Source organism: Paenibacillus hemerocallicola (assembly GCF_006265175.1).
In the GTDB taxonomy this organism is placed as follows: Bacteria; Bacillota; Bacilli; order Paenibacillales; family NBRC-103111; genus Paenibacillus_AB; species Paenibacillus_AB hemerocallicola.
Map to the genome: position 1 here is coordinate 24,741 of NZ_VDCQ01000058.1, position 14,248 is coordinate 38,988.

A 14,248-nucleotide genomic window follows, 5' to 3' on the forward strand; every position below is an offset into this window, starting at 1 on the left:
TAGTTGTACGTCTGACCGGGGGCCGCTTTTCTTCTTCAATAGTAACGCGCAAAACTCCCAATGCATATTCATCGGACCTCTTCTCCAATCGGAACGAAATCTCCGCCATTGCCGGCATGAAATTTATTTTTCCTATCCATCCATGGGGAACAACTCCTGAAGCTTGGTTCCCATATGCAGATCTGGTCATGATGAGGCTCTTACAAAAATATCGAATGGGGCGTGTTTCATATGCAGCAACCACGAAAAATTTCTGCTTTGGCGATTTTATCGCTCATCTTTTTTGTAAGCGCTTGCGGAGGTGGCGAGACCAAACCCGCGGATCAGACCCCGCCTGCTACGCCGAAGCCTGCGGCGAACAACCAACCGGCGACCGTCAAAATTGCCGTCCACGCCGGACTTTTGAACGACAACGATTTAAAACGGTATTTCATCGATCCCGTGAAGCAGAAATTTCCGCATATTACGATCGAAAGAATAAACGTTGCCGATAAAGGCTCAAGCCTGAACGAACTGGTCGCCTCCAATGCGACGCCGGATATGGTGATCAACTATCCGTACAATTTGACCGATTTGACGAAGCTCGGCATCGATTTCAATATGGACGCGCTCATTAAAACCCATGGCATCGATCTGAACCGGATCAGTCCGGAATATTTGGAGTCGATCAAGGTTGTAAACGGATTCAATTATTACACCGGCTTGCCGATGAACAACAATACGTTCGCCCTCTATTACAACAAGGATATATTCGATAAATTCGGCGTACCTTATCCGAAGGACGGCATGACTTGGGATGAAGTGCGGGAAGTTGCCGTAAAACTGACCCGTAATGACGGCGGCGTTCAATACTACGGGATTTTCCCGGATAACGTGTATCGCGGTGCATACCAGGCGAGCCTGCCGTTCGTCGATCTGAAAAACAACAAATCGGTATTCCAAACCGACGAGTGGAAAAATTTGTTCCAGCTCTGGTACAATCTCTACACGTTCCCCGGCGCCCCGATCATGCCGAAAGAGATGAATACGGTCAACGGCTTCAAAACCGGCCAAATCGCCATGTTCTCCGGTTATTCAGGTCAACTGCCGGATCTGCTGGCGATGAAGGATTTGAAATGGGACGTCGTCACCTATCCGTCCAACAAAGTGGCTCCGGGCGTAGGTCAACGTGTCGACTCGCCCATGATGTCGATTACGAGCACGAGCAAGGTGAAGGATGCGGCGATGCAAATCATTTCCGTCATTTTGTCGGATGAAGTACAGACCGAAATGACCAAAAATTTGCAGTCGTCCGTGCTGAAGGATCCGAAAATCAATGCCCAGTTCGGTAAAGCGACTCCGGAGCTGGCATCCAAAAATGTGGTTGCCTTTACCAAGCCGAAGGTAGCCGTGCTGAAGCCCTTCGGATTCGTGCCGGTCGGCAGCGCTGCCGGAATCCCGATTGCCGCATTTACGGATTTGCTGTATGCGGGGAAAGACGTGAATACCGTCTTGCGCGAGGCCGACGAGAAGATGACCAAAGTCATTGCGGAAGAATTGCAAAAATTGAAGTAAGGTTCGGATGAAAAGCCTGCAGGCGACTGTAGGCTTTTTTTGTGCATTCGGCGACGCATCGTATTAACTGGTGAAAGTCCCGAGCGAACCGCAAAGCCGGGGAAGCGCATGGCTGACTGAAAATGCTCTGGCCGCAGCTTCGCCAGTTAAGAGGGCTGAGTTTCCGCATACAATTGGAGGTCATCTGATGAGCGGGATCGACATGCTTCTGCAATAGAGGAACTGATTTCCGTTAATGTTCCGAATTTCGTCGCACTCCCGAGGATACCGGCACAGGCTTCCGCTATTCCGAACTTTCGGAGTGAAAATGATTGTGAATAGCGGAATAGCGGAGCGGTGTTCCGTTATGTTGCTATCGACACTGGCAATAGGGGCAATAAGATACGCGAGTTCCGCTATTTTATGGACTCGCGGTCTCGCGAGCGTCGGCAAAAGACTGCTAGCCTTCATCGATCATTTGATTCATGCACTTCTGTGCGTGATTAAGCTCGGTTCGTTGTCATGCACCTGACAGAAGTGGTGACAAGGCGGCCGGAGATATGGGCCGTTGGCAGCTATGACGCCGTTTGCGCTTTCCCGATAATGAAGTAGGTAAAAACTGAAGCGACTGCAACCATAACGAGGAGGAACAGCAAATGAAGATCGGTACACGCCCGAAGCCGAAAGGGACTTTAAGCGCCTTGCTGGCGGGGGCTCTGTTTGTCAGCCTTTCGATGAACGTATCCGGGGCGGATGCGTTGACGGAGGTGAAAGTATTTCTGAACACGGGCATCAAGGTGATGCTGAATGGCAAATCATTCGAGCCTGCGGACCCTGATGACGGAACCCGTCTCGTTCCGATCACGTACAGAGGGAGCACGTATTTGCCGCTGAGAGCCGTGGCCGAGGCGACAGGGATGCAGGTGGCGTGGGACGACAAGACGAACACCGCCTATTTGGGCGAGGTCGTCGGACAAGTGGCGCAGGGCGAGACGAGCTACATCAAGCTCACGCCCGATTTCGTCTACAACGGGAACACCATTTACCGGCTGTCCAGCCGGACGCCGGAGGAGCTGAAGCCGTCGGATCAAGTATCGTTCGGCCACGGTTATGTGACGGGCGGTTATCGCTCCGTCACGATGGAGGTGAAGAACGATTTCAAGAACGGCAAGTTCAAGGCGAGCATCTGGGTGCAGGATTCGAATCAGGCCGATAATCTGATCATCAAGCTGTTCGACGAAAATCAGGTGACGGTCAAGGAAATGAAAGTCAAATCGGGCACATTGAACGAGCTCGAGGCGGATATCAAGGACGTCAAAACGTTATGGGTCACCGTACAAGGCGACAAGAGCATTGTCGGAGAGCCGATGCTGGGCAATTGACCATTCAGCGAATTGAAAAAAGGAGCAATGCAATGGGGAACCGCATTCGAATATTGCGCAAAACGCTCGGCCTGACGCTCGCGTTGGCAATTCCGTTGTCAGGCTTGCTATCGCAGACGGGCATCGTCTCGGCTGCGTCGAGGGCCGAGGGGACGGCTTCGGAGACAATGCTGCGCAGCCTGCTAAGCGAGCTGACGCCGGAGGCGCTTACGTCGATTCCCGCCGCGTCGGAGACGAACGCCGATCCGCTCGTCAAGCGGCAGCTTGGCGTTTTGGCCACCGACGCTCAGGGCGTCGTCAAATCCGTATATGCCGCTGAGAAGCCGGCTGCGCCGATCCTGGACCCGCTGCCCGCCTATTCGAACGCTATGAGCATAACCATAACGGGAACCACGGCTGCGGGGACTACCGTTCTGATCGATTACAGCCTGAACAACGGCGGCGAGAACGAAGCGGGTAGCGCTTCCGCCGACGCTTCCGGGAAATTCCGGTTCGACCTGCCGTTGACTGCCGAGGGCGTATACCGGATAACTGCGGTCGCCCGACTAAACGACGTGTCCAGTGACCGCTCCGCACCGTCGGTCGTAACGGCGGACCGAACTCCTCCGGGAAGCGTGGAGAACGCGAGCTGGAGGCTGCTGTATCCGTCCAATACAACGGTTTTGCTGCAATGGACGCCGCCGCTCGTATCGGACGGCCAGGGAGGGACAATGCCCGATCCTTCGGTAACACGCTATAACATCTACGATAAGGAGAACAGACCGCTTCAAGAAACAGCCGAGAAAGAAGCCATATTCGGCAATCTGGAGCCGGCCAGCTTGTATCAATACCGGGTCCGGGCCGTCGATGCAGCCGGCAACGAATCCGATTACGAGGCGATATTCGCAGGCACTTCTCCGTCGGGCGAGGTCAAGCTGGCCGACCTCTCTTCCGAGATTCCGCCGGCGCTGAGCGGGGACGGAAGTACCGCTCTATATGCCGATGAAGTGTACCGGTTATATAGCGTAGATACGATGTCCGGAGAAAAAAGGCGGTTAAGTCTGACGATGGATGGAGAAGCTCCGAACGGCGAAATCCGCGATTTGACCGTCAATCGGACCGGCTCGGTCTTCGCTTTCTCGTCGGATGCGACCAATTTGCGGGCTGCGAAGCCTCCGGGCGGTTCCGAGCTTTCCGTATACATCTATGATGCGGATACGGAGCTGCTCGAGCTCGTATCGTTGCCGGCGAACAGAGCGGGCAAACCGTCCTTGAACGGCGACGGCCGACTTCTGGCATTTGCCGAGAGCAATCAAATTTACTTATACGATAGGGTTGGCAAGGTCAAGAGCTTGGTGAGCAAAACGGAGGACGGTTCAACCGGGAACGGAATCAGCGCTTCGCCGGGTATAAGCGGGGACGGTACTCGGATCGCCTACGAAACGACCTCGACGAATCTGAAAGGGGCGCCGGCAGCCGGAGGCGGTAGCGCAAATGCAATAGCCGTATACGATATCGCATCCGATCGGCATGTATGGCTGAGCGGCAATAACGGGTCGGGCCGCAATCCGAGCATAAGCGGGGACGGCAAATATGTCGTGTACCGGGGGAGTGGCGGAGGTTTTGCCAAAGTGCGCGCTCTCGATATGAGAGACGATAACAGCGCCAACTGGAGCGACGATTTGTTCCCGGACAACCGGCCAACGAACGGGAAGAAGGACAAAGCTTATGAGGGAACGTCGGTAAGCGGGGACGGAAAATATGCGGTAGCTTCCTTGCACGACTATAACCCTTCAGGAAACATTAATACGATCCGTTATTCCGAGCGGTTCAACCGGGATACGGGCGAAGTCGACTTTGTCGGGAACCCCGGCTTCAATTCCCGATTCGCCCACATCGACGATGCCGGTAATCGCATTCTATACGGCAGAGACGGCGGCCTGTATACGTTCTGTTACGGAGAGTGCCGGCAAAACCAGCCGTCCGACGCCATTGAATCGGTGACATGGTCGGCAGCGAGCGGCGATGAGACGTTCGGCAGCCTGAATCCCGGCAGTATCGTGACGATTCAGGCGATCGGCAAGCCTGGCAACGCCGTTGTCTCGGAGATCGCTTATCGCGAGATGATCGAAGGAGACCCGGGCCGCGGAAGAACGACAACGACAACGATGGCGATGACGGACACGCCGGCCGCTCCCGGCTTGTATCGCGCCACGTTCGCCGTAGCCGAAGGCATTACGCAAATCGATTCGATCGAGGCCAGACTGGCAGACGGGACCGGCTCCAAGCATGCGGCCCGCTTGCCGGTCAACATAGCCGGCAAGCTGTCGATAGACGTAACCGCTCCATATCCCGATGTGCTCGGGGCGCTGCAGTTCGCTTTGCAAAGCGCGGGCGCCAGCGCGACGATAAAGCCGCTTGCCGCGGGGAAAACGCACTACGACTTATTTTGGCCGTCAGCCCCCGATCTCGTCATTGAGATCCGCGATGCGGGCAGCTCGGCCGTATACGCACGGCAAAGCGGTTTGGCCGTGGGCAAAGGCGCAACGACCTCGACCCGATTGAACCCGGTCATCCCGGCCTCTTTGTCCGTCCAAGTCCTATATGGCGATACGCCGGTAACCGCGCAAGTGACGTACAAGGACAAAAACGGCATTGCGATCGGCAGCGCGGCTACGGATGGGCAAGGCAGAGCCGTGCTGGACGGACGGCAGGCCGGCGAGTCGATTACGGTATCGGTCGCGCCTTCGCCGGAATATTCGGCTCCGTCCGACCAGACGGTTACGCTCGGAATCGGGAGCAAATCGCTGCAAGTTCCGTTGGAAAAATGGAGCGATACGGTGAACAGCCATAAAATCGAGTTCTCCCGCGAGGTCGGCACGGGATCGGCGAAAGCCCCGGTGATCGGCAGCAATGCCGTCGTCACGGCCAACGCGAAAAGCGGCATTGCGCTCCGCGTGAAGCTCGCCAAGGAGGTGTGGAACGGCGGAGAAACGCCGGCGGCTCAAGAGGAATGGCTGGAGCTGACCGAATCGGCGGAATATGCGGGAGTCTATACCGGGAGTTTGACGATTGCCGAAGGAACGGCAAGGTTGAACGAGCTGACGTTCGAGGCGGACGGCATTTTGTTCGCGCAAGCCCATCCGATCCGGAAAAACGTGGCGAGCCGGCTTCATGTCAAGCTCGATGTACCTGCCGACCCGGAATGGTCCGCGCAGCTGAAAACCGGAACACTGGACGTATTTGCTTCCGGCAGCCCGAATGCGTTTTATTCGGATAGGAAAACGCTCGGAGGAGAAGCGCCGGTTTATACATTCGACGTGCCGTACGCTTTCTCGGAGTATTCGCTCGTGCTGCGCCCGCAATCGTTGAAGGCGGTGCAATATACGGCGGCTTCGCGCGGATACGGGCAGATTGCCGAGACGACAATAACTCCCGTATTCAATTTCAGTTTTCGCTGGAACATGAAGAGGGACGGTATGCCGAGCATGTGGTACAAAGCGACGCTGCGAAACATGTCCGACGGCGCCGTCGCGTGGGAGGGCAGCGGATACGATTCGGTTCCCGCGACCGTTCAGCTGCCTCGAGGCAGCTCGTCCATCGAGCGACTGCAATTGACGATCGTTCCGTCAGACCCGTCCTACGAGGCGAAGACGGTCGAGGTGCTGGCCGATTCGAGTACCGTCATTATGGATATTCCGATCGACAAAAAGCCCGAAGCGCTGCTGCTCGGCCGAGTGTTCGGCACGGACGGCGCGCCGTCCGCCGGCAGCGCAGTGACCGCCACGATCGAAAGGGGAGGCACCTCCAAGACGTTCAGGGCGACAACCGACAGAAACGGCTCATACAGCTTGCTCGTCCCCGTAGGCGAAGTAGAGCTTCGGGCGACGAACCAGTACGGTGCGGGACGATTGACTCCGAGCCGCAAATGGAATGTTACGGGCGATCAGACAATCGATTTGACTTTGTTCGATTACGCGAAGGTGACGTTTCGACTGTACACGAAGCTGCTCGGAGGGGATTGGGCCGGGCCGATCGAGCTGGACTGGCGGACCTCCGTTCATTTTCATGTGAGAAAATCGTTCTCCGTCATGAGTCAACAAGGCGATGAATACCGCGCGATGGCGGTAGCCGGCGATACGGTCAGCATATGTGTCGACGGAGTAGAGGCGGGATTGCCGGCCAAATGCCAAGAAGCGGTCATCGGCGACAACAACGAAGCCACGATAGAGATCAGGCTGGAAAACACGGGCGGGCAAGCGACGTTCAGGGCCGTCCGCCCGGACGGAACTCCGTTGACGTACGTTTCGCTGCTGCTTCATCAGTTGGACGACAATTCCACGAACCAAACGTATTTATCCATTGATAAAGAAAGACAGCAGTTCGTCGTGCCGATCGGCAGCGGCGGAAACCATCGTCTGTCGGTGAGATCGACGAACGGGGATATGGTCGCCACGGTCGATTTCGCGGCCATGCCCGGAGGTCTCGTCCAGCTCGGGGATATTGTCCTTCAGCCGCCGGGACGATTCTACGGACCGGGCAACGGCCTCGAAAGCGCGTCGGACTGGGCGACCCCGAATGGTCGCATAACGCTGCGCGGAATTTACAAAAATGGCGGCGGGTACGATCAGAACGAAGCCCGCGATGGCGTCATGTCGATCGATCTGCCCCAAGAGGCGGAATACGTCCCGGGGACGCTCGTACTGAACGGTGCCGCCGTACAACCGACAATAACGGGCCGATCCCTTGAAATTCCGGTAGGCGCCGTAAAGCGCAACGAGTCGGGCAATGTACAGCTCCAGCTGCGAGTCCGGGAGCAGCCTGGCCGATCGCAGATAGCGGTGGTCGGGAAAATCCGGTATACGGATATTTCTCCGCGAGAGGAATTATTCGGCACGGCCGTCATCGGCATCGTACCGGTCACGATACGGGCTCCCGAGACGGTAGCCGATCCGCAATTCAAGGTGAGCGGCTATGCGCCGGCCGGATCGCAAGTAACCGTATACGACAATGGAATTGCGCTTGGCAAAACGGCCGTATCTCCGGCGGGAACATGGGTGCTCCCCATCGAGCTCTCCGATAAAAATTCGCGGAAGCACCGGCTGACGACGGAAGCGGAGGTAAACGGCGTGCGCACATACGGCGAACGGGCTTTCGTAGAGTACGATCCGAACGATCCCGGGCTCTCCTCCGTAGTGATGCGCCAATACGACGGCCGCGTCTTCGAGTTCGATCCGAATAACGGTGTGGCGGTATTCCCTTATGTCGTCGCGCCGGGGTATCCGTTCGTGTTCGAGATGAAATTCCGCGATGTATCCCGCGTCTACGATGTCGTCGTCCAAGTAGGAGACAGCGTAGCCCAGGCACAGCTCGTAAACGGAAAGTACCAGGCGAGCGTGCCGGTTACTTCCAACTTGGGACCGGTCAGCGTGGAGTACAGGACGAAAAGAGATCCGGGCGAGTCGCCGGGACCGGTGCCGAATGAAGAGGAGTTCCGCCGCAGCTTGCCGACCTATCTGGCCGACTATGGCGTGGACTGGATCGCGGGTCCCGGGGAAAGGACGCCTGACGGAACGACGATGCCCGAAGGCTCGGCTTCCGTGCGACTTCAGCATGGCAGCAGCTTGTGGGGACAGATGAGCATCCGCAGCGAACCGGCAGGCGCATACATTCCGGATGATAGGGACCGGCAGTTGGCCGAGAGATCGGGCGTTCCCGTCTACGGCTTTGCGGTCAGTACGACGAAAAATGACTCGCAAATTACGGTGAAAATTTCCGGGTATGTACCGGACGGATCAGCCTCGCAGAAAATCGCCGGCGGCGCCGGCAAAAACGTCGTCGCGCTGGCGGCCAAGGAAGAGCTGGTCAAGAAGACGATCGAATTCACGATCGGCAAGATCGGCCAGGCGCTCGGCTTCCGCGACGTAATCGCCGGAGCGATGGACGCCGCCGATCCCGACAACTTCATGCGGCGTATCAATCGCGCAATCGACATGGCCGAGAAAATTTGCGATCCGCAGGCGCGGGAATACTATTTGAATTTCGCCTGGGAGGTCAAAACGGACATTTTCGTACACGAACAGGTCAAAGCCGCGGTCGGCGTTCTCGGTACGTATTTCGGTTCCGGCTTGGGTGGAATCGCCTTCTGGGGCGAAGGCTATTATATCGGGCAGAAGCTGGACGAAGTAGCCAATAATGAACTGACCGAGCTGGAAAATCATCTGCGAAACTACAACAGCGAGCTGAAATGCTACAAGAAGCCGCCGGAGAAGCCGATTGCCGATCCGAAATATATATGGGATCCGAGCGGTTATGTCTACGAAGGGATTCCCGGCAATCGGGTGCAGGGGGCTACGACGACCGTGTTGGAGAAAGATATGACAACAGGCGCTTGGAACGTATGGGATGCCGAATGGTACGGTCAGACGAACCCGCTCACGACCGACGGTCAAGGCCGATATGCGTGGGACGTTCCGCAAGGCAAATGGAAGGTCAAATACGAGAAGGACGGCTACGAGACGACTTACAGCGACGAGCTGGACGTACCGCCGCCGCAGCTGGAAGTCAATATCCCGATGGTGTCTTATTCCGAGCCTCAGGTGAGAACCGTTAAGAGCGCTGTCGGCGGCACGCATGTGGACGTGTATTTCAGCAAGCCGATCGATGTCGGTTCGATTCAGCCGGATTCCATTCTCGTCTCCGCCTCAGCCGGATCCGCGATTGCCGGTTCGGTGCGGGCAAAGGAGCCGATCGAGGCGAACGGTAAGACGCTGACCGAAGCGATTCGTTATACGCCGGCCGATCCGATCCCTGACGGCACCTACAAGTTGACGGTCTCGGGTTCACTGGCAAGCTACGCCGGGGTAGCGTTGGGAAGCGACGCGGAACGGGTCATCACGGTTGTTCGAAGGGACGAAACGCCTCCCGGCGACGTTGCCGATTTAACAGTAGGGGTGACGTTCGGAGTCGCGACAGTCGCATGGGACGAACCGGACGACGACGATTACGCCAAGGCGCGCATTCGATGGAAGAAAGCCGGAGATCCGGCATTCGGAGAGTCGGTCGAGGTAGCCAAGGGTGTGAAATGGACGCAAATTCCAAGGATGCCGGAAGCGGCGGGATACGAGTTCAAGGTGACGGCCGTCGACGAATCCGGCAACGAATCACAGGGGACTGCAGCCGGTTGGGGAGTTGCGGAAGATTGGACACCGCCGCTCGCCGTCGCCGATCTGAGGGCGAATGCCTTCCATGAGGATCGGATCGTCCTCGGCTGGACCGACCCGACTTCCTCCGACTTGGCTAAGCTGCGTTTGTCGTGGGCGAAGGAAGCCGCTCCTGACGACGTTCATTCCGGCGATGTCCGGCCTGGGGCGGGTACGTTTACGCTAACCGCGCTTGCGCCGGATACGGCATATGTCGTTTCGATTGTCGCCGCCGATCGCAGCGGCAACGAATCGTCGGCTGCTGCGATTCAAGTACGGACGAAAGCCGCGTCCGATCCCGGCACAGGAGGGGGCCATGGCGGGTACGGCGGCGGTTCCGCAAGCGGACCGGCAGCTGATCCGAATACGTCTGAAGTGAAAGCCGGTCCGGACGGAGGCGCCTTCCGAGCGTTTGACGGATGGGCTTTACTGGAAATAGCGATGGGAGCGTTCCCCGCCGAAACCAAGCTGACGCTCAAACGGCAAGACGGATCGGATGGCGAATTGCCCGCCGGATACTCCAGAATGTCCAAATCCGTAACGATCTCTGCCGTTGGCGCGGTCCCTTTGAAGCCGCTGAAGCTGACCATGAAGTTCGATCCGGCTCAGATCGGGAATGTCGATGAGCGGAGGCTGGGCATCTACAAGAAGGAAACGGCCTCATCGGCCGGTTGGACTTACGCGGGAGGGATTGTCGACACGGACAGCCGTACTGTTGCCGCCGACATATCGTCCTATGGCGAATATGCGATCCTGCTGTACTCCCGTCCGTTCATCGACTTGAATACCCACTGGAGCCGAGGCGATGTGGAGGTTCTTGTTAGCCGACATATCGTGGATGGAGCAAGCGCCGACCGCTTCGAGCCGAACCGCCCGATTACGCGGGCCGAAGTGACGAAGCTGCTGGTGGAATCGCTCCGTCAAGGGAAAGAGGAGCTTTCCGCGCGAGATGAGTCGTCCTCCGCTTTTGTGGACGTATCCCGGGATGCATGGTATGCGCCATACGTAGCGACAGCGGTACGGATCGGGCTGGCGGAAGGAGCGGACAATCGCTTCCGGCCGAACGACGCCGTTACGCGCGAAGAGCTTGCCGTCCTGTTCCGGCGCTTTGCCGGACTGCAAGGCATCCCGCAAGCTTCGAGCTCGGCGGCATCGGCTTCGCTCGACCGTTTCGCCGATGCACAGAATATTTCCGCGTGGGCGAAGGAGGCAGTGGCTGCGGCCGTGAGTCAAGGCTGGCTGCAAGGCATGACGGAGACCGAGCTGAAGCCGCTCGGCGAGGCGAACCGCGCCCAGGCCGCGACATTGCTGCTGCGCGTGCTCACGAGTCTGGGGGCCATCTCGAAATAACGCGATTCTGAATCGAACGGCACCGCCGGGAACAGTACGGATAACCTTCAGGTTGTTCCGCCGCGTTCCCCGGCGGTGTTTTTGCGTATTCGCTTATTAGACCTAGAAGAATTCGGGGAATTACGGTTAATTGCGACAATTTATTTTCAAAAACCGCTGGTCAGTATAGGGCTTATTTAGTATTCTTGAATGAACGGCGTTAGGTCGAAGGAATTAATAGAAGCAGGGGTGTGGGCAGAGTGGGTGCAATGGAACACGTTCATGGATCCCATGATATCGTTCTGGTCGTTTTTTCGTATGTAGTGGCCGTTATGGCTTCGTACACGGTGCTTGATCTGGTCGGCAGAATTAGCGCTACCAGCGGACGAAGCCGATTGTTATGGCTCTTATTTGGCGCATGCGCAATGGGGATGGGCATCTGGTCGATGCATTTCGTCGGGATGCTTGCCTTTTCGCTGCCCGTTGAGGTCGCCTATCACTTGCCGACGGTTTTGCTGTCGGTGCTAGTAGCAATCGTCGCTTCGTTCGTCGCTTTATATATGGTCGGCCGGAACCGATTAACGCCAAGTCGGCTGCTCGTCGGCGGATTGTTGCTAGCTTGCGGCATCTCTGCGATGCATTACATAGGCATGGCTGCGATGATCATCGATATTTCGTACAATCCGATCTATTTCACACTCTCCATCGTGATCGCAATAATCGCCTCGATCGCGGCGTTGTGGCTGTCGTTTTATTTCCGGAGGGACGGAGATCGCGGCGAAGCGTGGAAGAAGCTCGGCAGCGGACTGATTATGGGCGCCGCGATCGTAGGCATGCACTATACGGGGATGTACGCCGCGGATTTTCATCTGGGCGACAGGTTTGCATTAATGTCGGGCAAAGTGCTGGACCAAAAATGGCTTGCGTATTTCATTTCCGGCGGTACGCTGTTTACGCTCGGTCTATCCATGCTCGGCATCTTTATTTCCAAACGGCTTTCCTCAAAAGATTCGGAAATATTGGCCAAAACGAACGAAATCCATTTGAAAAACCAAGAGCTGCTGCAGCTGAATGATCATTTGGAGGATTTGGTAAGGAAGCGTACGGCGGAGCTCGAGAAAGCTCATGACGATGCGATCGAGGCGAATATGATCAAAAGTCAGTTTCTGGCCAATATGAGCCACGAGTTGAGAACACCGCTGAATGCGATCATCGGCTATAGCGAAATGCTGATGGAAGAAGCCGAAGAGCTCGGCGAAGCCGTATTCGTGGAGGATCTAGGGAAAATCGGCAAAGCGGGGAAGCATTTGCTCGCCCTGATCAACGATATATTGGACATCTCCAAGATCGAGGCGGGGAAAGTCGATGTATATTACGAGTTGACGGATTTGTCCGGCATCGTTCATGACGTGATGACGACGGTCAAGCCGTTGATCGAGAGCAATGGGAACTACACGGAAGTGCATGCCGAGGATGGCAAAATTACGACGGATATAACGAAGCTGAGGCAAATATTGCTCAATTTGCTCAGCAATGCGAGCAAATTTACGAAAAACGGAAAAATCGGCTTCGATGTGTACAGTGAAACGAGAGACGGCATTGCCGGTTACTGCTTCCGCGTCGTCGATACGGGCATCGGCATGACGACCGAGCAGATGGACAAGCTGTTTCAGCCTTTCATGCAGGCCGATGCGTCGACTACGCGCAAATATGGCGGAACCGGCCTCGGACTGGCCATCAGTCAACGGTTCTGCAGCATGATGGGCGGCGGTATTTCGGTACATAGCGAAGAGGGTTGCGGCAGCACGTTTACTTGCTGGCTTCCGATCGTTCCTGCCGGCCAGCACCATAACCAGGACGGACTTGAAGAGGCCGGCGACAGTACCGGGGAAATGGATCAGGCGAGCATCCTCCTCATTGACGACGAGCCGTTCAACCAGCAATTGATGCGGCGGTATCTCGCCAAAGAGGGTTGGGCGCTTGCATTTGCCGAGAACGGTCAAAAAGGGCTGTCGCTCGCCAAGAAGCTGCGCCCGAAAGTGATATGTCTCGATATTCTCATGCCGAACATGGACGGATGGAGCGTATTGTCGGCGCTGAAGAACGATCCGGAGCTTCGGGATATCCCTGTCGTGATTTGGTCCGTCACAAACGATAAGCAATTGGGGTATTCGCTCGGCGCTTCCGAATTTTTGACGAAGCCGCTAAGCAGGGATCGGCTGATCGAAGTGATGGAGAAATATATCGGGAGCCGGACGGACCATTCCGTCCTGGTGATCGAGGACGATGCGACGACGAGCGAATTGATGACCAAGATGCTGCATAAGGAAGGATATTCGGTCGCCCAAGCTCAAAACGGGCGGATCGCATTGGAGTGCATGTCCAGAGAAGCGCCGAATCTGATCCTGCTCGATCTGATGATGCCGGAGATGGACGGTTTTCAATTCGTTGCGGAGCTCCGCAAGCATGAAGCCTGGTCCGCCATACCGATCGTAGTCGTTACGGCCAAATCGATCACATCGGAGGACCGGCTAAGATTAAACGGCTATGTGAAGAGCGTCATCCAGAAAGGATCGTTCGACCACAAATCGCTGCTGTCGGAAGTTCGCCGTTTCATCTCCGCTCCTGCCGAGCGCTGAGCGGCGATCAGTCGAAAAATAATAAGACGGCCGGAACGAATGCCCAAGTTCCGACCGTCTTTTTTTATCGCCGTCTTAATTTTTGAACGCCCTTGCCAACTGATGCAAATACCAGACAATCATTGCGGCGAGAATCGCGAAGGCGATATTGATCCCGCCGAAAATTTTCAGCATCAGCTCCGAT

At 56.4% G+C, this 14,248-nt stretch carries 4 protein-coding genes; all 4 read left to right on the forward strand.

Annotation, left to right across the window (positions count from 1 at the left end; genetic code table 11):
• The first annotated feature begins 231 nt into the window (after positions 1-231).
• The 4 genes from FE784_RS30415 to FE784_RS30430 all read left to right on the forward strand — a co-directional run bounded on the left by FE784_RS30415 (position 232) and on the right by FE784_RS30430 (position 14,064).
• On the forward strand, positions 232-1,554 hold the full coding sequence (locus tag FE784_RS30415; RefSeq protein WP_139606028.1) for an ABC transporter substrate-binding protein: 1,323 nt from the start codon (positions 232-234) through the stop codon (positions 1,552-1,554).
• Between the two features lie 635 nt (positions 1,555-2,189).
• On the forward strand, positions 2,190-2,915 hold the full coding sequence (locus FE784_RS30420) for a stalk domain-containing protein (protein ID WP_139606029.1): 726 nt from the start codon (positions 2,190-2,192) through the stop codon (positions 2,913-2,915).
• A gap of 32 nt (positions 2,916-2,947) precedes the next feature.
• Complete coding sequence (locus tag FE784_RS30425; protein ID WP_139606030.1) at positions 2,948-11,446, forward strand: S-layer homology domain-containing protein; 8,499 nt, start codon at positions 2,948-2,950, stop codon at positions 11,444-11,446.
• A 248-nt stretch (positions 11,447-11,694) separates the two neighbouring features.
• Positions 11,695-14,064 carry a hybrid sensor histidine kinase/response regulator gene (locus FE784_RS30430; protein ID WP_139606031.1) on the forward strand — a complete coding sequence of 790 codons (2,370 nt, stop codon included), beginning with the start codon at positions 11,695-11,697 and terminating at the stop codon, positions 14,062-14,064.
• Positions 14,065-14,248 lie beyond the last annotated feature (184 nt).